This is a genomic window from Methylobacterium sp. 285MFTsu5.1 (assembly GCF_000383455.1).
Taxonomy (GTDB): Bacteria; Pseudomonadota; Alphaproteobacteria; order Rhizobiales; family Beijerinckiaceae; genus Methylobacterium.
This window is the reverse complement of record NZ_KB911270.1, coordinates 847,676-865,451: the sequence shown is the minus strand read 5'-3', so window position 1 is coordinate 865,451 and position 17,776 is coordinate 847,676. Positions and strand designations below refer to the sequence as shown.

At 71.6% G+C, this 17,776-nt stretch carries 17 protein-coding genes and 1 riboswitch; of the genes, 12 read left to right on the top strand and 5 right to left on the bottom strand.

Features of this window, described 5'->3' with window-relative positions:
- Nucleotides 1-11: 11 nt before the first annotated feature.
- The 6 genes from H288_RS0104200 to crcB all read left to right on the top strand — a co-directional run bounded on the left by H288_RS0104200 (nucleotide 12) and on the right by crcB (nucleotide 6,500).
- Entirely contained in the window at nucleotides 12-1,628 is a 1,617-nt protein-coding gene (locus tag H288_RS0104200) for an ABC transporter substrate-binding protein (protein WP_026604650.1), read from the top strand.
- Between the two features lie 10 nt (nucleotides 1,629-1,638).
- Nucleotides 1,639-2,619 (top strand): ABC transporter permease, encoded by a 981-nt coding sequence (locus tag H288_RS0104195; protein WP_020091342.1) that lies wholly within the window; start codon nucleotides 1,639-1,641, stop codon nucleotides 2,617-2,619.
- 175 nt (nucleotides 2,620-2,794) lie between these two features.
- Nucleotides 2,795-3,766 carry an ABC transporter permease gene (locus tag H288_RS0104190; protein ID WP_020091341.1) on the top strand — a complete coding sequence of 324 codons (972 nt, stop codon included), beginning with the start codon at nucleotides 2,795-2,797 and terminating at the stop codon, nucleotides 3,764-3,766.
- A gap of 139 nt (nucleotides 3,767-3,905) precedes the next feature.
- Nucleotides 3,906-4,886 (top strand): ABC transporter ATP-binding protein, encoded by a 981-nt coding sequence (locus H288_RS0104185; protein WP_020091340.1) that lies wholly within the window; start codon nucleotides 3,906-3,908, stop codon nucleotides 4,884-4,886.
- Nucleotides 4,883-5,863 carry an oligopeptide/dipeptide ABC transporter ATP-binding protein gene (locus tag H288_RS0104180; RefSeq protein WP_020091339.1) on the top strand — a complete coding sequence of 327 codons (981 nt, stop codon included), beginning with the start codon at nucleotides 4,883-4,885 and terminating at the stop codon, nucleotides 5,861-5,863. The genes H288_RS0104185 and H288_RS0104180 overlap by 4 nt, the downstream gene beginning before the upstream one ends.
- A gap of 64 nt (nucleotides 5,864-5,927) precedes the next feature.
- Nucleotides 5,928-5,989, top strand: a riboswitch (Fluoride riboswitch).
- A gap of 79 nt (nucleotides 5,990-6,068) precedes the next feature.
- On the top strand, nucleotides 6,069-6,500 hold the full coding sequence (gene crcB / locus H288_RS0104175) for a fluoride efflux transporter CrcB (protein ID WP_020091338.1): 432 nt from the start codon (nucleotides 6,069-6,071) through the stop codon (nucleotides 6,498-6,500).
- Nucleotides 6,501-6,519: 19 nt separating this feature from the next.
- On the opposite strand, the gene H288_RS0104170 is transcribed toward crcB, so the two are convergent.
- Both H288_RS0104170 and H288_RS0104165 read right to left on the bottom strand, forming a co-directional pair.
- A complete protein-coding gene (locus H288_RS0104170; protein ID WP_020091337.1) occupies nucleotides 6,520-6,963 on the bottom strand; it encodes an MEKHLA domain-containing protein in 444 nt (147 codons plus the stop codon).
- A gap of 6 nt (nucleotides 6,964-6,969) precedes the next feature.
- A complete protein-coding gene (locus tag H288_RS0104165) occupies nucleotides 6,970-8,130 on the bottom strand; it encodes an L-dopachrome tautomerase-related protein (protein ID WP_020091336.1) in 1,161 nt (386 codons plus the stop codon).
- A 308-nt stretch (nucleotides 8,131-8,438) separates the two neighbouring features.
- Between H288_RS0104165 and H288_RS0104155 the strand changes: the two genes are divergently transcribed.
- A complete protein-coding gene (locus H288_RS0104155) occupies nucleotides 8,439-9,167 on the top strand; it encodes a ParA family protein (RefSeq protein ID WP_020091335.1) in 729 nt (242 codons plus the stop codon).
- A gap of 19 nt (nucleotides 9,168-9,186) precedes the next feature.
- On the opposite strand, the gene H288_RS0104150 is transcribed toward H288_RS0104155, so the two are convergent.
- Entirely contained in the window at nucleotides 9,187-10,572 is a 1,386-nt protein-coding gene (locus H288_RS0104150) for a M20/M25/M40 family metallo-hydrolase (protein WP_020091334.1), read from the bottom strand.
- A gap of 273 nt (nucleotides 10,573-10,845) precedes the next feature.
- On the opposite strand from H288_RS0104150, the gene H288_RS0104145 reads away from it, so the two are divergent.
- From H288_RS0104145 to H288_RS35555, 5 genes are all read left to right on the top strand, one after another.
- Nucleotides 10,846-11,370, top strand: coding sequence for a (2Fe-2S)-binding protein (locus H288_RS0104145; protein WP_026604649.1), 525 nt, complete (start codon nucleotides 10,846-10,848; stop codon nucleotides 11,368-11,370).
- A complete protein-coding gene (locus tag H288_RS0104140; protein ID WP_020091332.1) occupies nucleotides 11,367-12,374 on the top strand; it encodes a xanthine dehydrogenase family protein subunit M in 1,008 nt (335 codons plus the stop codon). The genes H288_RS0104145 and H288_RS0104140 overlap by 4 nt, the downstream gene beginning before the upstream one ends.
- Nucleotides 12,375-12,382: 8 nt before the next feature.
- Nucleotides 12,383-14,635: a xanthine dehydrogenase family protein molybdopterin-binding subunit gene (locus H288_RS0104135; RefSeq protein WP_020091331.1), complete on the top strand. Its 2,253-nt coding sequence runs from the start codon at nucleotides 12,383-12,385 to the stop codon at nucleotides 14,633-14,635.
- 204 nt (nucleotides 14,636-14,839) lie between these two features.
- Nucleotides 14,840-15,277, top strand: coding sequence for an EamA family transporter (locus H288_RS0104130; protein WP_020091330.1), 438 nt, complete (start codon nucleotides 14,840-14,842; stop codon nucleotides 15,275-15,277).
- Between the two features lie 75 nt (nucleotides 15,278-15,352).
- On the top strand, nucleotides 15,353-15,508 hold the full coding sequence (locus H288_RS35555) for a hypothetical protein (protein ID WP_020091329.1): 156 nt from the start codon (nucleotides 15,353-15,355) through the stop codon (nucleotides 15,506-15,508).
- Between the two features lie 25 nt (nucleotides 15,509-15,533).
- Here H288_RS35555 and H288_RS0104120 read toward each other — a convergent pair whose 3' ends face one another.
- Both H288_RS0104120 and H288_RS0104115 read right to left on the bottom strand, forming a co-directional pair.
- Nucleotides 15,534-16,214, bottom strand: a complete 681-nt coding sequence (locus H288_RS0104120) for a glutathione S-transferase family protein (protein WP_026604648.1) — start codon at nucleotides 16,212-16,214, stop codon at nucleotides 15,534-15,536.
- A 73-nt stretch (nucleotides 16,215-16,287) separates the two neighbouring features.
- Nucleotides 16,288-17,772 carry a M48 family metalloprotease gene (locus tag H288_RS0104115; RefSeq protein WP_020091327.1) on the bottom strand — a complete coding sequence of 495 codons (1,485 nt, stop codon included), beginning with the start codon at nucleotides 17,770-17,772 and terminating at the stop codon, nucleotides 16,288-16,290.
- Nucleotides 17,773-17,776 lie beyond the last annotated feature (4 nt).

The window sequence follows — 17,776 nt, the reverse complement described above, 5'->3', positions numbered from 1 at the left end:
CGGAGATCCGCTTGTCCCGCTCAGCCCTGAAGACCCTCGCCCGCGGCGTGGCCGCGAGCACGGTCGCGACGTTCGCGTTCGCCGCGCTGCCCGCGCAGGCCGCCAACGTCTTCCGCTTCGCCTTCCAGGGTGACCTGAAATCCCTCGACCCGTACTCCCTCAAGGAGAGCTTCACGGAAGGGATGCAGCAGGCGGCCTACGAGTCCCTCGTCACCCTCGACAAGAACCTGAAATTCGCTCCCGGCCTCGCGGAATCCTGGGAGACGCCCGAGCCGACCCGCTGGCGCTTCCACCTGCGCAAGAACGTCAAGTTCCACGACGGCACGCCGTTCACCGCCGACGACGTGATCTTCTCCGCCCAGCGCGTCCGCGCCCCGGGCTCGAACTTCACCACCAACGTGCCCGCCGACGCCGAGTTCGTGAAGGTCGACGACTTCACCGTCGACATGGTGCTGAAGAAGCCGAACCCGATCGCCATCGCCCAGTTCCCGACCTGGGTGATCATGTCGAAGGCGTGGTCCGAGAAGAACGGCGTCGTGCAGCCGACGCCCCCCAGCGCCACCAGCCCGAGCTACGCCACGCTGCACGAGAACGGCACCGGCCCGTTCGTGATCACCGAGCACCAGCCCGGCGTGAAGACCGTCTTCAAGAAGTTTCCCGGCTACTGGGGCAAGGTCGAGTCGAACCTCGACGAGGCGGTGCTGACCACCATCGCCAACCCGGCGACCCGCGTCGCCGCGCTCCTCTCCGGCGAGGTCGACTGGATCGACCCGGTGCCGCTGCAGGACCAGCAGCGGGTCAACGCCAGCGGCACCGCCACCGTGATGGCCGGCCCGGAGCTGCGCACGATCTTCCTCGGCATGGACCAGGACCGGGACGAGCTGAAGGATTCGAGCGTCAAGGGCAAGAACCCGTTCAAGGACATCAAGGTGCGCGAGGCCTTCTACCTCGCCATCGACGAGGACACGATCGCCAAGCGCGTGATGCGCGGGCAGGCGGTGCCCTCCGCGCTGATGATCGCCCCGGCCCTCTACGACCGCGGCGCCGAGTTCAAGCGCCCGGCCACCGACCTCAAGAAGGCCAAGGAGCTGATGGCCCAGGCCGGCTACCCGGACGGGTTCTCGCTGACCATGGACTGCCCGAACGACCGCTACGTCAACGACGAGGCGATCTGCCAGGCGGTGGTCTCGATGCTGGCCCGCATCAACGTCAAGGTGAACCTGAACGCCCAGCCGAAGGCCAAGTACTTCGCCAAGGTGCTGGCGCCGGCCTACGACACCTCGTTCTACCTGCTGGGCTGGACCCCGTCCTCGCTCGACAGCCACAACATCCTCTACGAGATCGTCGGCTGCCGGAAGCCCGGCGACAAGTCGGGCCGGGGCAGCTGGAACCTCGCGGGCTACTGCGACCCGAAGATCGACGCGATCGCCGACAAGGTCGAGGGCGAGACCGACAAGACCAAGCGCGACGCGCTGATCAAGGAGGGCTTCGACGTCCTCAACGCCGACTGGGGCTACATCCCGCTGCACCAGCAGGCGCTGGCCTGGGGCGTCTCCAAGAAGGTCCACCTGACCCAGCGCGCCGATAACCTGCTGCTGCTCTACTGGGTGTCGAAGGACCCGCAGTAGGGGCCGGGGCGTGCTCGCCTTCCTGCTGCGCCGGGTGATCCAGGCGGCCGCGGTCCTCGCGGTCGTCGGGCTCATCGCCTTCGCGATGTTCCGGTTCGCGGGCGACCCCGTAAACCAGATCGTCGGGCCCGACACCACCGTGGCCGAGCGGGCCCAGATCCGGACGGATCTCGGCCTCGACGACCCGGTGCTGGTCCAGTTCGTCCGCTACGCCGGCAACGTGGTGCGGGGCCAGTTCGGCATCTCGTACCAGTTCCGGCAGCCGGTCTCGCAGCTCTTGGCCGAGCGCATGCCGGCGACGCTGGAACTCGCCTTCTGCGCCACGATCTTCGCCCTGGTGGTCGGGATCCTGATGGGCGTGTACTGCGCGCTGCGCCGCGAGTCCTGGCTCGCCGGGCTGTTCCAGGCGGTCTCGCTGATCGGGATCAGCCTGCCGACCTTCCTGATCGGCATCCTGCTGATCTACCTGTTCTCGGTGACGCTCGGCTGGCTGCCCTCCTACGGGCGCGGCGACACGGTGCGGCTCGGCTGGTGGACCACCGGCTTCCTGACCGCCTCCGGGCTCAAGGCGCTGATCCTGCCCTCGGTGACGCTCGGCCTGTTCCAGATGACGCTGATCATGCGGCTGGTCCGCGCCGAGATGCTGGAGGTGCTGCGCACCGACTACGTCCGCTTCGCCCGGGCGCGGGGGCTCACCACGCGCGCCGTCCACCTGCGGCACGCGCTGAAGAACACGCTGGTGCCGGTGATCACCATCGCGGGGCTGCAGCTCGGCTCGGTCATCGCCTTCTCGATCATCACCGAGACGGTGTTCCAGTGGCCCGGCATGGGCCTGCTCTTCGTCCAGGCCGTGCAGAACGTCGATATCCCGATCATGTCCGCGTACCTGCTGCTCGTCGCGCTGATCTTCGTGACCATCAACCTCGTGGTCGACATCCTCTACACGGTGGTGGACCCGCGCCTGCGGCTGCCCGCGGGGCGGACGGCGTGAGGTCGGACATGACGGACTCCTCCGCCCGGCCACCCCGTCATCGCGAGCGCAGCGAAGCGACCCAGGGCAGCGCGCGTCCGGTCGGCGTGGCTCTGCTGGATCGCTTCGCGCCGCTCGCAAAGACGACAGGTGCCTCCCTGAGCTTCCCGACTGGACATGGCGTGAGGGGCGGCCGATGAGCGGGTACGACCTCGACGCCGGCGACGCGCCGCCGGTCCCGTTGCCGGAGGCGAAGCCCTCGCGGCTCGCGCGCTGGCGCGACTCCGACCTGCTGGCGAACTTCCTGCGCTCGAAAACCGCTGTGGCGGCGCTGATCGCCACGCTGCTGATGGTCGGGCTCGCCTTCGCGTCCCCGTGGATCGCCCCGCAGAACCCCTACGACCCGGCCCAGCTCGACCTGATCAACTCCAACCTGCCGCCGATCTGGCAGGCGGACGGACAGGCGCCGTTCTATCTCGGCACCGACGACCAGGGCCGGGACGTGCTCTCGGCGGTGCTGTACGGCCTGCGCCTGTCGCTGATCGTCGGCGTGCTCGGTGTGCTGACCTCCGGCATCCTCGGCATCGCCCTCGGCCTGATCGCCGGCTACGCGGGCGGCTTCCTCGACACGCTGATCATGCGGGTCGCCGACGTGCAGCTCACCTTCCCGGCGATCCTGATCGCCCTGGTGGTGGACGGCGTCGCCAAGGCGAGCTTCGGCAGCGCGCTCGATGTCGGGCCGCTGATCGGGCTGATCGTGGTGTCGATCGGCCTGTCCTTCTGGGTGCAGTACGCCCGGACCGTGCGCTCCTCCGTGATGGTCGAGAAGGGCAAGGACTACGTCCAGGCGGCGCGGCTGATCGGCCTGTCGCCCCCGGTGATCATGGTCCGCCACGTCCTGCCGAACGTCACCGGCCCGGTCTTCGTGATCGCGACGATCAACCTCGCGCTGGCGATCATCACGGAGGCGACCCTGTCGTTCCTCGGCACCGGCCTGCCCGAGACGATGCCGTCGCTCGGCACGCTGATCCGCACCGGCAACCGGTTCCTGTTCTCCGGCGAGTGGTGGATCGTCGCCTTCCCGGGGCTGGCGCTCGCCGGGCTCGTCATCGCCATCAACCTCCTGGGGGATTGGCTGCGCGACGCGCTCAATCCGAAGCTGCAATGATCGGGCATCGTCATCGCGAGCGCAGCGAAGCGACCCAGGGCAGCGCGACCTCGGTGAGCGCGGCGCCGCTGGATTGCTTCGCTCCGCTCGCAAGGACGGGAGGGGTCGTCCGACGGCCCGACGCCGGAACGGCCAAGGCATGACCGACACCATCCTCTCCGTGCGCGACCTGACGGTCGCCTTCGACACCCGCCGCGGGCCGCTCACCGCCATCGATCGGGTCTCGTTCGACATCGGCCGCGGCGAGATCCTGGGCGTCGTCGGCGAGTCCGGGGCCGGCAAGTCGGTGACCGGCTCGGCGGTGATCGGGCTGATCGACCGCCCCGGTCGGATCGCCGGCGGCGAGATCCGCCTGCGGGGCGAGCGCATCGACAACCTCTCCCCCGAGGCGATGCGGCGGGTGCGCGGCAAGCGCATCGGCATGATCTTCCAGGATCCGCTGACCTCGCTCGACCCGCTGTTCCGGGTCGGTGACCAGATCGTCGAGACCCTGCGCACCCACACCGACCTGTCCGCCAAGGCGGCGCGCAGCCGCGCCATCGACCTGCTCGCCGAGGTCGGCATCCCGGCGCCCGAGCGGCGCATCGACGGCTACCCGCACGAGTTCTCCGGCGGCATGCGCCAGCGGGTGGTGATCGCCCTCGCGCTCGCGGCCGAGCCGGAGCTGATCATCGCGGACGAGCCGACGACTGCCCTCGATGTCTCGGTCCAGGCCCAGATCATCACGCTGCTCAAGCGCCTGTGCCGCGAGCACGGCACCGCGGTGATGCTGGTGACCCACGACATGGGCGTCATCGCCGAGGCCGCCGACCGGGTGGCGGTGATGTATGCGGGACGGGTGGCCGAGATCGGCCCGGTCGCGTCGGTGATCGCCAAGCCGCACCACCCCTACGCGGTCGGCCTGATGGGGGCGATCCCGACCCTGTCGCAGGAGGCCGAAAGGCTGAGCCAGATCCCCGGATCGATGCCGCGGCTCACCGCCATCCCGAAGGGCTGCGCCTTCAACCCGCGCTGCCCGAAGGTCTTCGCCCGCTGCCGCGTCGAGCGGCCCGAGCCGATCCCGGTCGACGCGAGCCGGGTGGCCTGTCACCTGTACGATGCAGCGGAGCGCGCAGCGTGAGCGCCTACGTCGAAGTCACCGACCTGCGCCGCCAGTTCGACGTCTCGAAGCCCTGGCTCAACCGGGTGATCGAGCGCGAGCCGCGGAAATTCCTCACGGCGGTCGACCGCGTCGGCTTCGCGATCGAGAAGGGCGAGACCTTCGCGATCGTCGGCGAATCCGGCTCCGGCAAGTCGACGGTGGCCCGGATGGTGGTCGGCCTGCTGCCGCCCACGGCCGGCGAGGTGCGGATCACCGGCGTCTCGATGACTGACCCGCGCCAGGCCGCGGCGCGGCGGCGCCTGCGCGCCCGCATCCAGATGATCTTCCAGGACCCCTACGCGTCCATGAACCCGCGCTGGCGGGTGGGGAAGATCATCGCCGAGCCGATCCGGGCCTTCGACCTGATCCAGGGGGAGGGGGCGATCCGTGCCCGGGTCGGCGAGCTCCTCGGCCTCGTCGGTCTCCACGCCGACGACGCCCGAAAATACCCGCACGAATTCTCAGGCGGGCAGCGCCAGCGGGTGGCGATCGCCCGGGCGCTGGCGAGCCAGGCCGAGTTCCTGGTGGGCGACGAGCCGACCTCGGCGCTCGACGTCTCGGTGCAGGCGCAGATCCTCAACCTGATGCGCGACCTGCAGGACCGGCTGGGGCTGACCTACCTGTTCATCTCCCACAACCTCGCCGTGGTCCGCCACATGGCGACCCGGGTGGGCGTGATGTATCTCGGCCGCCTCGTGGAGGTCGCGTCCGCCAGGGACCTGTTCGCGACGCCGCGCCACCCCTACACGCGGATGCTCCTCGACGCGGTGCCCGACCTCGCCCATGTCGGCCGCGCCCGGGTGCCGGTCTCCGGCGAGATCCCGAACCCGATCGACCCGCCGCCCGGCTGCACCTTCAACCCGCGCTGCCCGCTCGCCAACGACCGTTGCCGGACCGAGGTGCCGGCGCTCCTCGACGGCGTCGCCTGCCACGCCGTGCAGGAGGGGCGGGCCTGACCAGCGGGCCCGGGGGGCTGCCCCGGGCGGCCGTTGCGCTCGGCCCGCGCAGGCGCTATGGGCCGTCCCCGATGGGGATGGAGTTCCCCGAAACCGCCCGTCAGGGCTGATGACTCCTACCGCGAAACCGGCGGTGGGAGTGCGTCTTGCAAGCACCCGCCGCGACGGCGGGTTTCTCATGCCCGCCCGACGCACTGGAGCGCGCATGTCCTTCACCACCTGCATCCTGGTCATGATCGGCGGTGCCCTCGGCACCCTGGCCCGCTACGTCGTCTCGGTGCTGGCGCTGCCCATCAGCCGCGACCTGCCCTGGGGCACGATCCTCATCAACGTGACGGGCTCGTTCATCATCGGCCTGTTCGGCACGCTGACCCTGGCGCATGGGCGCTTCCCGGTCTCCGAGAACGTCCGCCTGTTCGTGATGATCGGGCTGTGCGGCGGCTACACGACCTTCTCGTCGTTCAGCCTCCAGACCCTCGACCTCATGCGGAACGGCGCGGTGGTCCGGGCCATGGTCAACGTGTTCGCCTCGGTGGTGCTCTGCGTCCTCGCGGTCGCGCTGGGCCACGTCGTGGCGGCCCACTGGAACGGCGGCGCCGTGCAGATCGCCCAGGTCAGCATCGAGGAGGACGGCTGACCGGGCGGCGGCCTGGCCCTCACGCGTCGCGCCACTGCGCGAAGGTCGCGGCCTGCCCTACCGTCGCGCCGTCGCGGTCGAGCTGCCAGACCACCGCCTCGTCGATCCAGAAGCGCCGGCCGTCCTTGGCGATCCGCAGGCCGCGATAGCCGCGGCTGAAGCCGTCCCGGGTGACCGCGTCGAGGAGCCGCTGCCGCTCGGCCCGCTCGGGAGCCTCGGCCGAGAGCCGCGAGGGCAGGCCGACGAGCTCGTCCCACGCGTAGCCGAAGCAGGCCTGCGCGGTCCGGTTGGCGTAGACGAAGCGCGGATCCGCGCCCCCGTCATGGGCGAGCACCGCGAACGGGGCTGCCGCGTAGAGCCAGTCCGCGTCCGCATCCGCCGGCACCAGAGGCTCGCCGAGGCGCCGCGCGTAGCTGCCGGTGAGCAGGGCGAAGAAGTCCGGGTCGTGCGAGAGGTCCGTCATGATCCGCTACAGGACTGGGTCGGCGTCGATGCGCATGCGCAGGATCGCGTAGGGCGGCTGCTGCAGGTCCCGGCCGCGGTTGAATTCCGGCCGCCGGTTCACCTGGGCCGCCGAGATATAGAGCCAACGGTCCGGGGTGATCCAGAACGTGTCGGCCCAGACCAGCCGGTCGTCGGCGGCCAGCACCTCGACGGTGCCGTCCGGCAGGCGCCGGCCGACCGCGTTGTGCTCCTGCAGGCTGAGATAGACCCGGTCCTGGGAATCGGTGGTCAGTCCCCCGGTCATGCCCTTCTCGCCGAGATCCGCGACGGCGGCGGCCACGGCCGCGTCCGCGACGTCCGGATCGCGCAGGGCCGCTGTCTCGACCGCGTAGAGCCGCCGGCTCATCAGCGGCGCGTAGTAGAGGCGGCGGCCGTCCGGGCTGATCGCGATGCCGTTGGCGCCGCCCTTCGGGCTCTTCTCGGGCGCGTCGCCCTTCCGCTCCATCACGGGGCGGCGCTCCACGAACTTGACCATGCCCTCCTCGGACCGCGTGCTGACGTGGTCCGCGAGGCGCCGCACCACCCGCCCGCTGTCGAGGTCGACCGCCAGGATCGCGCCCGCGCCGGACTGGCCCTGGTCGGTGACGTAGGCCAGCGCGCGGCCGTCGCGCACGTCGACCCGCAGGTCGTTCAGGGAGGAATCCGGGCCGATCCCCGCGTCGAGGGGGATCGTCCGGCGGACGCTGTTCCGGCCGATATCGATCGCCAGGATCTTCGCGCCGCCCGGCACCGGCCGCCCCTTGCCGGCGGGCAGTCCGGCATCGAGCACCCAGAGGGTGTCGTCGCGGTCGAAGACGCCGTTGGGGACGTGGAACAGCGACGCCTGCGGCGCGCCCGGATCCGGGCGGTTGGTCGCCGCGTCCGGGTAGGGCTTCACCGACCCGTCGGGCAGCACCTCGCCGAGGGTGATCGGCTCCGCGCCGGTGAAGCGCGGCATCATCACGAAGATCCGGCCGCCCCGGGCGATGGCGAGCCCCGTGGGGGTCGAGGGCGCGTCCGCCGCGATGGCGAGCTCCAGCGTCCCCACGGGCCGGCTCGTCGGGGGCGACGGCGTCGCGGCGCGCGCCGCGGGGGCGGCGAGGGCCAGGAGACCGGTTCCGAGCAGGCGGCGGCGATCGAGGCGCATGGGGATCCTGTCGCGGAGCTTGTCGGGGCGAGGGTCTTGGCGCGCCGCTCAACCTGTGGGGATGCCGGCCCAACGCGCGGGCCCGGCGCACGATCCCGCGATGCGGTATCGCGGCGGCCTCGCGGCGGAAGTCCGGGACCGGTCCCCGGGACCGGTGATCGGGAGCCGCCTCGGGGCGGTCCACAGGTGCCGGGGCGCGGCGCTGGCTCCGGCCCACGCCGTCACGCTAAGCACGGTCGTGCCGGTCGTTCGATTCGGCGCCGCCTGGGCCGCGGCCCGGCTGACAGATGTGGAGAGGTGGGACACGCATGGATCCCGAAGGATCCGAACCGGCGCCGGAGACCGCGCCCTGGCCCGACGCCGGGCCGCTGCGGGTCCTCGCCCTGGCGGTGCAGAAGGGCGGGACGGGCAAGACCACCCTGGCGGCCTCCCTGGCGGTCGCCGCCGCGGAAGCGGGCGAGCAGGTGACCGCCCTCGATCTCGACCCGCAGAGCTCGCTAGCCGGCTGGGGGGCCCTGCGCAAGAACGACGGCAGGAGCGACCGCGCGCGCGACGCCGTCGCGGTCGACCGGGTCCAGCCCTGGGAGATGGGCCAGCTCTCGGAGATCCTCGGTATTCTCGCCGAGCAGGGCACGACCCTCGCCGTCCTCGACACCGCCGGCAGCGCGTCCGGCCTCGCGCCGGCCCTGAAGGACGCCGATTTCGTCCTGATGCCGGTCCGTCCCTCCCGGCTCGACATCGTGGCCGCCCGGCCGACGCTCCAGGCGCTGGTCGGCCTCGGCCTGCGGGAGCGGCTGGCCCTGGTGCTGAACCAGTGCCCGCCGCCGCCCTCGCCGCGCACCAGCGCCTACGCGGCGCAGCTGCGCGCCCTGGGCGTGCTGGCCGAGCCCGGGATCATCCACCGGGTCGACCACCAGGACGCCCTGGCGACCGGGCTCGGCGTCACGGAATTCGCCCCCGGCAGCCAGGCCGCCGAGGAGGTCCGGGCGCTCTGGGCCTGGGTCGACGGGAAGATGCGGGCGGCGCCCGCCCGCTGAGATCGGGCCGCTGCCGGGATCAGCCCTGGCCGAGGGCCGCGAGGATCCGCGCCCAGGAGCGCGTGCCCTTGTGGAAGCTCGTCAGGTCGTACTTCTCGTTCGGCGAGTGGATCCGGTCGTCGTCGAGGCCGAAGCCGATCAGCAGGGTGTCGCGCCCCAGGATCCGCTTGAAGTCGCCGACGATCGGGATCGAGCCGCCCGCGCCCACGGTCACGGCCGGCACGCCCCACTCGTCCTGCAGCGCCGCCTTGGCGGCCCCGAGCTGCGGCATGTCGAAGGGCAGGCTGATCGCCCGCGAGCCCTTGTAGGTGATGACCTCGACCTGGCAGTCGGCCGGCACCCGCGCGCGCACGAAGGCCTCGAAGCTCTCGGCGAGCCGCTTCGGGTCCTGGTCGTCCACGAGGCGGAACGAGACCTTGGCGGAGGCGGTGGAGGCGATCACCGTCTTGGTGCCCTCGCCGGTATAGCCGCCGATGATGCCGTTGGCGTCGCAGGAGGGGCGGGACTGCACCAGCTCGATCGGCATCCGCCCGCGCTCGCCCGCGGGCTCCTTGAGGCCGATCGGCCCGAGCAGCGTCTCCGGCGTCAGGCCGAGGCCGCGCCACTGCTCCAGCAACTCCGGCGGGCGCTCGTGAACGCCCTCGTAGAAGCCCGGGATCGTCACCCGCCCGTCCGCGTCGTGCAGGTCGGCGATGATCTTCGACAGAACGTGGATCGGGTTGCGCGCCGCGCCGCCGAAGAAGCCGGAATGCAGGTCGCGGTCGGCGCAGGTGACCTTCACCTCGAAATAGGCGAGCCCGCGCAGCGACGACGTGATGGCCGGGGTCTTCCGGTCCCACATGCCGGTGTCGCAGACGAGGACCACGTCGCAGCCGAGTCTCTCGCGGTTGGCCGCGACCCATTCGGGCAGGCCTTGTGATCCACTCTCCTCGGCGCCCTCGATCAGGATCGTGACGCCGCAAGGCAACTCGCCGTGCATGGCGATATAGGCCCGGCATGCCTCCACGAAGGTCATCACCTGACCCTTGTCGTCGGAGGCGCCGCGCCCGACGATCGTCTTGCCGCCCTGGCCGTCGTCAGCGATGTGCGGCTCGAAGGGCGGCGTCTTCCACAGGTCGAGGGGATCGACCGGTTGCACGTCGTAATGGCCGTAGAACAGGACGTGCGGCGCTCCCGGCTTCGGCCGGTGGGCCAGGACCACCGGGTGGAGCGAGGTCTCCTCCACCGAGGTCTCGAAGCCCAGCGCGGTCAGGTCCTGGGCGAGCCAGGCGGCGGCCTCGCGGCAATGCCCGGCATAGGCGGGATCGGTGGAGATCGACGGGATCCGCAGGAAGGCGAACAGCCGCTCCAGGGCGTTCTCCAGGTCCGTGTCGATGTCGTTGAGGATCGCGTCGAGCGCGGCCATCGGTGGCTCCGGGGTGCGGCGTGGACTCTGCGGGAAGGAGGGTTAGCCGAGGCGAGGTGGGGCCGGCAATGTCGGACGGTGCGGCGGCCGATATGCGCGCCGCAGGCGCGCCACCCTCGCTCACGGGTTGAGACGGCGCGCTCCGGAACAGGCGCAGATTGGAATGGTTATCGACCGGAAGCCCAGGCCGCGGCCCGCGCGTCGCTGCCGGTCGCTGCCCCGGACCGATCCGCTCCCGCCCGGCCCCGGCCGGCCCAGACCGTGGACGACATCATGCGCCTCGAGACCCAGCCGCCGGTGTCGGCGGACACGCCGATCGGCATCACGCTGACGATCAACGGGCAGCGGCGCGAACTGCAGGTCGCACCGTGGACCACGCTCCTCGACCTCCTGCGCGAGCGGCTCGACCTCACCGGCACCAAGAAGGGCTGCGACCACGGCCAGTGCGGGGCCTGCACGGTGCTGGTGAACGGCACCCGGGTGAATTCCTGCCTGACGCTGGCGGTGATGAAGGACGGGGCCGAGATCACCACGGTCGAGGGGCTGGCCGCCCTCGGCGACCGGGCGGGCAGCAACGCCCTCCACCCGATCCAGGAGGCGTTCATCGAGCACGACGCCTTCCAGTGCGGCTACTGCACGCCGGGCCAGCTCTGCTCGTCGGTCGGCCTGATGAACGAGGGCCACGCCCACACCCGGGACGAGATCCGCGAGGCGATGAGCGGCAATATCTGCCGCTGCGGCGCCTACACCAACATCGTCGACGCCATCGAGGACGTCATGCAGGGAGGCGCCCGATGAACCGCTTCGACTACGTCCGCGCCGGCACGGTGGCGGAGGCGGTGCAGGCCTTCGGGGCCGGGGCCCGCTTCATCGCCGGCGGCACCAACCTGATCGACCTGATGAAGTACGAGGTCGAGAAGCCGGGCCGGCTGATCGACATCACCCGCCTGCCCCTCGACCGGATCGAGGACAGCGGGGACGGCCTGCGGATCGGGGCGCTCGTGACCAACGCCAAGGCGGCCTACGACGATCGGGTCGCGGCCCGGTACCCGCTCCTGCGCAACGCCATCCTGGCCGGCGCCTCGGCGCAGCTGCGCAACGCCGCCTCCACGGGCGGCAACCTGCTCCAGCGGACCCGCTGCTACTATTTCTACGACGTGGCCACGCCCTGCAACAAGCGCGCGCCCGGCTCCGGCTGCCCGGCGATCGGCGGGATGAACCGCATCCACGCGATCTTCGGGACGAGCGCGCACTGCATCGCCACCCACCCCTCCGACATGTGCATCGCGCTGGCCGCCCTGGAGGCCACCGTGCGGGTGAGCGGACCGCAGGGCGACCGGTCGATCCCGTTCTCCGAGTTCCACCGCCTGCCGGGGGATTCGCCCGAGCGGGACACGAACCTCGCCCCCGGCGAGATCATCGTGTCGGTCGACCTGCCGGAGAGCCGCTTCCCGCAGCACTACACCTACCTGAAGCTGCGCGACCGCCTGTCCTACGCCTTCGCGCTGGTCTCGGTGGCGGCGGCCCTGGAACTCGACGGCGACCGGGTGAAGACCGCGCGGCTGGCGCTCGGCGGCGTCGCCCACAAGCCCTGGCGCAACCGCGAGGCCGAGGCCCTGCTGGAGGGCAAGCCCGCGACCCGCGAGAGCTTCCAGGCGGCGGCCGACCTGATCGTCGCGGAGGCCAAGCCCCAGTCGGAGAACGGCTTCAAGATCGATCTCGCCCGGCGCGCCATCGTGCGCGGCCTCGAGCAGGCCGCCGCCGGCACGCCCCAGTCGCTCAGCGACAAGCGCATCCAGTAGGTTCTGCCATGACACAGACCTTCAGCTCCACCGGCCGCGACACCTTCGTCGGCAGCCCGCGCAGCCGCATCGACGGGCCCGCCAAGGTGACCGGGCTCGCCAAGTACGCGGGCGAGTTCGCCGCGCCCGACCTCGCCTACGGCTATGTGGTGTCGAGTTCGATCGCCAAGGGCCGGATCACCGCCATCGACTCGGTCGAGGCCGAGGCGGTGCCGGGCGTCCTCAAGGTCCTGACCCACGAGAACCGGCCGCGGACCGCGTGGCGGGACAAGAACTTCCAGGACCAGGTGGCGCCCCCCGGCTCGCCGTTCCGCGCCCTCTACGACGACCTGATCGTGTTCAGCGGCCAGCCGGTCGCCCTGGTGGTGGCGGAGGATTTCGAGACCGCGCGCTACGCCGCGTCCCTCGTCCGCGTGAGCTACGCGATGGAGGAGCCCGGGACCGACCTGGAAGCCCTGCGCGGCACCGCCTACGACCCGCCCTACAAGCGCACGGGCATCAAGCCGCCGCCGGAGCCCTGGGGCGACGCCGACAAGGCGTTCGGCAGCGCGCCGGTCCGCGTGCAGGGCGCCTACAGCCTCGCCGACGAGCACCACAACCCGTTGGAGCCGCACGCCTCCACGGTGGTGGTCGAGCAGGACGGCACCTACACGGTCTACGACAAGATCCAGGGCGTCTCGAACAGCCACCAGTATCTCACCAACGTCTTCGGCCTGAAGCCCGATCAGGTCCGGGTGCTCAACCCCTATCTCGGCGGCGGCTTCGGCTCGGGCCTGCGCCCGCAGTACCAGCTGTTCCTGGCGATGCTGGCCGCCCAGGAGCTGAAGCGCTCCGTGCGCGTGACCCTGACCCGCGACCAGCTGTGGAGCTTCACCTACCGGTCCGAGGCGCTGCAGACGATCGCGCTCGGCGCCGAGGCCGACGGGAGGCTGACGGCCCTGCGCCACGACGCCGTCCAGGGCACCTCGCAGTACGAGGATTACCAGGAGGTCGTCGTCAACTGGTCGGGCGTCCTCTACCGGTGCGACAACGTCGCCCTCGGCTACCGGCTGGTGAAGCTCGACACGCCGACGCCCGGCGACATGCGCGCCCCCGGCGCGGTGACCGGCGTCTTCGCCATCGAGACCGCGATGGACGAACTCGCCTACGCGACCGGGCTCGACCCGATCGACCTGCGGCTGAGGAACTACGCCGAGTCCGACGCCACCGCCGAGGGCAAGCCGTTCGGCTCGAAGGAGCTGAAGAGCTGCTTCCGGCAGGGCGCCGAGCGGTTCGGCTGGGCGAAGCGCAGCCCTGAGCCCCGCTCCATGCGCGAGGGCCGGGAGCTGGTCGGCTGGGGCGTGGCCACCGGCATCTGGGAATCGATGATGATGCAGTCGAGCGCCATCGCGACCCTGACGCCGGACGGCCGCCTGACGGTCGGCAACTCCACCGGCGACATCGGCACCGGCACCTACACGATCCTGACGCAGATCGCGGCCGACACGCTGGGCCTGCCGATGGACGCGGTCACCACCAAGCTCGGCGACACCCGCCTGCCGGAGGCCCCGGTCGCCGGCGGCTCGTGGACGGCCGCCTCCTCGGGCACCGCCGTGATGAAGGCCTGCCGCAACGTCGGCGCGCAGGTGTTCAAGCTCGCCCGCGCAATGGAGAACTCGCCGCTGGCCAACGTCGACTTCGACCGCGCCGTGTTCGCGGACGGCCGCATCGCGGTCGCGGGCGATCCGGGCCGCAGCGTGTCGCTCGTCGAGGTGCTCCAGGCGGCGGGCGTCGACAAGGTCGAGGCCGTCGAGGAGGCCGGGCCCGACAAGGACTTCAATCAGAAATACGAGGCCTACACCCACTCGGCGATCTTCGCCGAGGTGAAGGTCGACGAGGAGCTGGGTCAGGTCCGGGTCACCCGCATCGTCTCGGCGATCGCGGCCGGCAAGGTGCTGAACCCGAAGACGGCGCGCAGCCAGATCCTCGGCGGCGTCGTGATGGGGATCGGCTCGGCCCTCGAGGAGGAGTCGATGCTCGACCACCGCATCGGCCGGTTCATGAACCACAATCTCGGCGAGTACCACGTGCCGGTCCACGCCGACATCTACGATATCGACGTGATCTTCGTGGAGGAGGAGGACAAGGCGAACCCGCTGGGCGTGAAGGGGCTCGGCGAGATCGGCATCGTCGGCACCGCGGCCGCCATCGCCAACGCGGTCTTCCACGCCACCGGCAGGCGGGTGCGCGACCTGCCGATCACCGTCGACAAGCTCCTGTGAACAGCGGATGTTTCACGGGAAACATTGACGGTTCGGCAAGGAGTCGCGCGGATCACGCTGGGCCGCGCCGTCAGCGCGAGCGCAGCGAAGCGACCCAGGGCGACGCGACATCGTCGAGCGTGGCGCTGTCTGGGTTGCTTCGCTGCGCTCGCAAGGACGAGGATGCGTCCGAGCCCTGCGAATAGGGACGGCGTAGGAATTTCCGTGAGCCCCCTGCTGGAATCCTGGCGCTTCTGGGCGCTCGCCGCCGCCGGCTTCGCGGCGCTGACCGCGATCCTCGCCAAGGTGGGGGTCGCGGGCGTGCCGTCGGACGTCGCGACCTTCGTGCGCACCGCGGTGATCCTGATCTTCGCCGGCGCGATCGTGGTCGCCTCCGGGCAGGCCGGCGGCCTCGCGCAGGTCTCCGGTCGGAGCCTCGTCTTCCTCGTCCTGTCGGGGCTCGCCACCGGGGCGTCGTGGCTCTGCTACTTCCGCGCGCTGTCGCTGGGCGACGCTGCCCGGGTCGCGCCGATCGACAAGCTCAGCGTCGTACTGGTGGCGATCCTCGGCGCCACCCTGCTCGGCGAGACCCTCAGCCTCGCCGCCTGGGCCGGCGTCGCGCTGATCGCGGCGGGCGCGGCCCTCGTCGCCTCCGGACTGTGAGACCGTGCGCGCTGGCGCACCGATCCCTTAACGCGATGCGCGCATCCTGCGGTTGCCTCGCGAAAGGGGACCGTCATGGAATGGGTTTATCGCGGCTTCGAGACCTCGATGCTCGGTCTCGCACTCTGTCTCGGACTCGGCGCCTGCCTCACGCTCGGCACCGCGCGCGTGCCGGCCGGAACGCTCTCCGTCACCCTGCCGATGCTCACGGTGACCGCCCCCGCGCCCTGAGGCGCGGGACCGGTCCGGCGGGGCGTCAGGCGGCGCCCTTCACGGCGCGGAACATGAAGCCCCGCGCCTCGGCGTCCATCTCCGCCTTGAAGGCGTGGCGGCCCTTCAGCGCCTCGGCGGCCTGGGCGGCCGGCCGCGCGTTGACCGCGTCGAGGTGGCGCTTGACGTTGGGCAGGTCCCCGAAGGCGCCCTCGCCGAGGACGAAGGGCACCATCCGGGCCCAGCCCCAGACCGCCATGTCGACGATCGTGTAGGTGTCGCCCAGCACGTAGGGGCGGTCGGCGAGGCGCTGGTCGAGGATGCCCCAGTGCCGGTGCGCCTCGAAGGCGTAGCGCTCGGTGGCGTAGGCGCCCCCGTCCTGCGCGAAGTGGCGGAAATGCACGCACTGGCCGGAGAACGGCCCGATGCCGGTCGCCACGAACATCAGCCAGGACAGCATCTCGCCGCGGACCGGCTCGCCCTCCGGCAGGAACCGGCCGGTCTTGCCCGCCAGGTACATCAGGATCGCGTTCGAATCGAACACGGTGACGTCGCCGTCGACGATCGCCGGCACCTTCCCGTTCGGATTGACGGCCGTGTAGGCCGGATCGAACTGCTCGCCCCTGCGGGTGTCGACCGGCACCGGCTCGTAGGGCAGCCCCATCTCCTCGAGGCAGAGGGCGACCTTCATGGGGTTGGGGCTGAGATTGTAGAAGAATCGAATCACGGCGCTCTCCCTGAACGACCCGGGCAGGATGTCCGGGCCCCGCGCCCGCACAAGGCGCGGCCGCGCAGGGCGGCTATTCCGCGACGATCTTGTAGCCGCGTCCCGGCACCAGCGCGGCGCCCCGCTCCAGCCCGTTGAGGACGAGGAACCGGTCGAGCGCCCGGTCGGGCACCGCCATGCGGCGGGCGAGGTCCTCGGCGCTGGTCGAAGTCGCCTGGACTACCTGCAGCCGCAGGGGGCGCAGGACCGCCTCGTCGGGCGACACGGCGACGAGGGTCGCGGTCCAGCGGCGGAAGGCCGGGTCGGGATCGGTGGCGCCCTTGGCGGCCATGATCATCCGGTAGGTCGAGTCGCCGATCCGGATGGCCGCGAGGCGGAAGGTCCACTCCTTCCCCCGCGACAGCGCGAAGGCCGCGGGGTGGCCCGCGACGTCCCGGGTCTCGAAGCCGGCCGGGTCGAGGGCGTCGTTCCAGCTCGCCTTGAGCACCGCCTCGAGGGACTGGCCGTCCTTGGCCTCGATCTGGTCGAACAGCAGGCGCCGGGCGCCGTCCGGGGTGGTCCCGAGCACCGCCGAGCGGGTGTTCTCCAGGGTGAAGCCCTCCGGCACCTCGAAGGCGATGCCGAGGCCGGGATGGATGAAGCGGTGCCCGCGCACCGCGCCGTCGCGCGGGTTGTCGCCGTAGGCGAGCCCGTCCACCGCCGCGAGGTAGGCGGCGCGGTCGTCGGTGCCGATGCCCGGCGCGCCGATGCGGCGGGCCGCGCGGGTGACCTGGGTGATGCGCTCGGCCGTGCCCGGATGGGTCGCCAGCATGTCGGGCGCGGCGGCGCTGCCGGCCTTCAGTCCTGTGGAGCGGTTGAGCGCGGCGAGGAAGCGCCCGGCCGCGAACGGGTCGTAGCCGGCCTTGGCCAGGGTGCGCACGCCGGTGGCGTCCGCCTCCAGCTCCTGCTCGCGGGAGAACCGGGCGAGGGCGAAGCGCGACTGGCTCTGCAGCTGCGCGCCGGTATCGGGGTCGTTCAGCACGTCGGCCACGACGCGGCTGACGAGCGCCGAGCGCAGCTCGAGCTCGCTGCGGGCCGTGGCGTGGTTGAGGGTCACGTGGGCCATCTCGTGCGCCAGCACGGCGGCCACCTCGGAGGTGTCGCTCGCCAGGGCCACGAGGCCGCGGGTGACGTAGAGCCGCCCGTTCGGCAGCGCGAAGGCGTTGACCACCGGTGAGTCGAGGAGCGTCACCGTGTAGGCCTGGTCGGGCCGGTCGCTGGCCTTCACGAGGCGGTCGGTCACCTCCGTCAGCATCCGCGTGACGTTGGGGGCCCGGGCCTCGCCCCCGAAGGAGGCCACGAGCTTGAGGTGGTCGGCATCGGCGGCGCGCTCGCGGCCGGTGGTGCGCGGCGCCTCCGCGGGCACCCGCACCACGGCCGGCCGCACGGTCGCCTCGGTCTGGTCGGCCACGCAGGCGCCGAGCAGCAGGGCGAGGCCGCCCAACGCCGCCGCGCCGAGGGTGCGCCGCCCCGCCGCGCGGGTCCGCCCCGCGCCGATGTGCCCCGTGATCCCGCCCATCGCG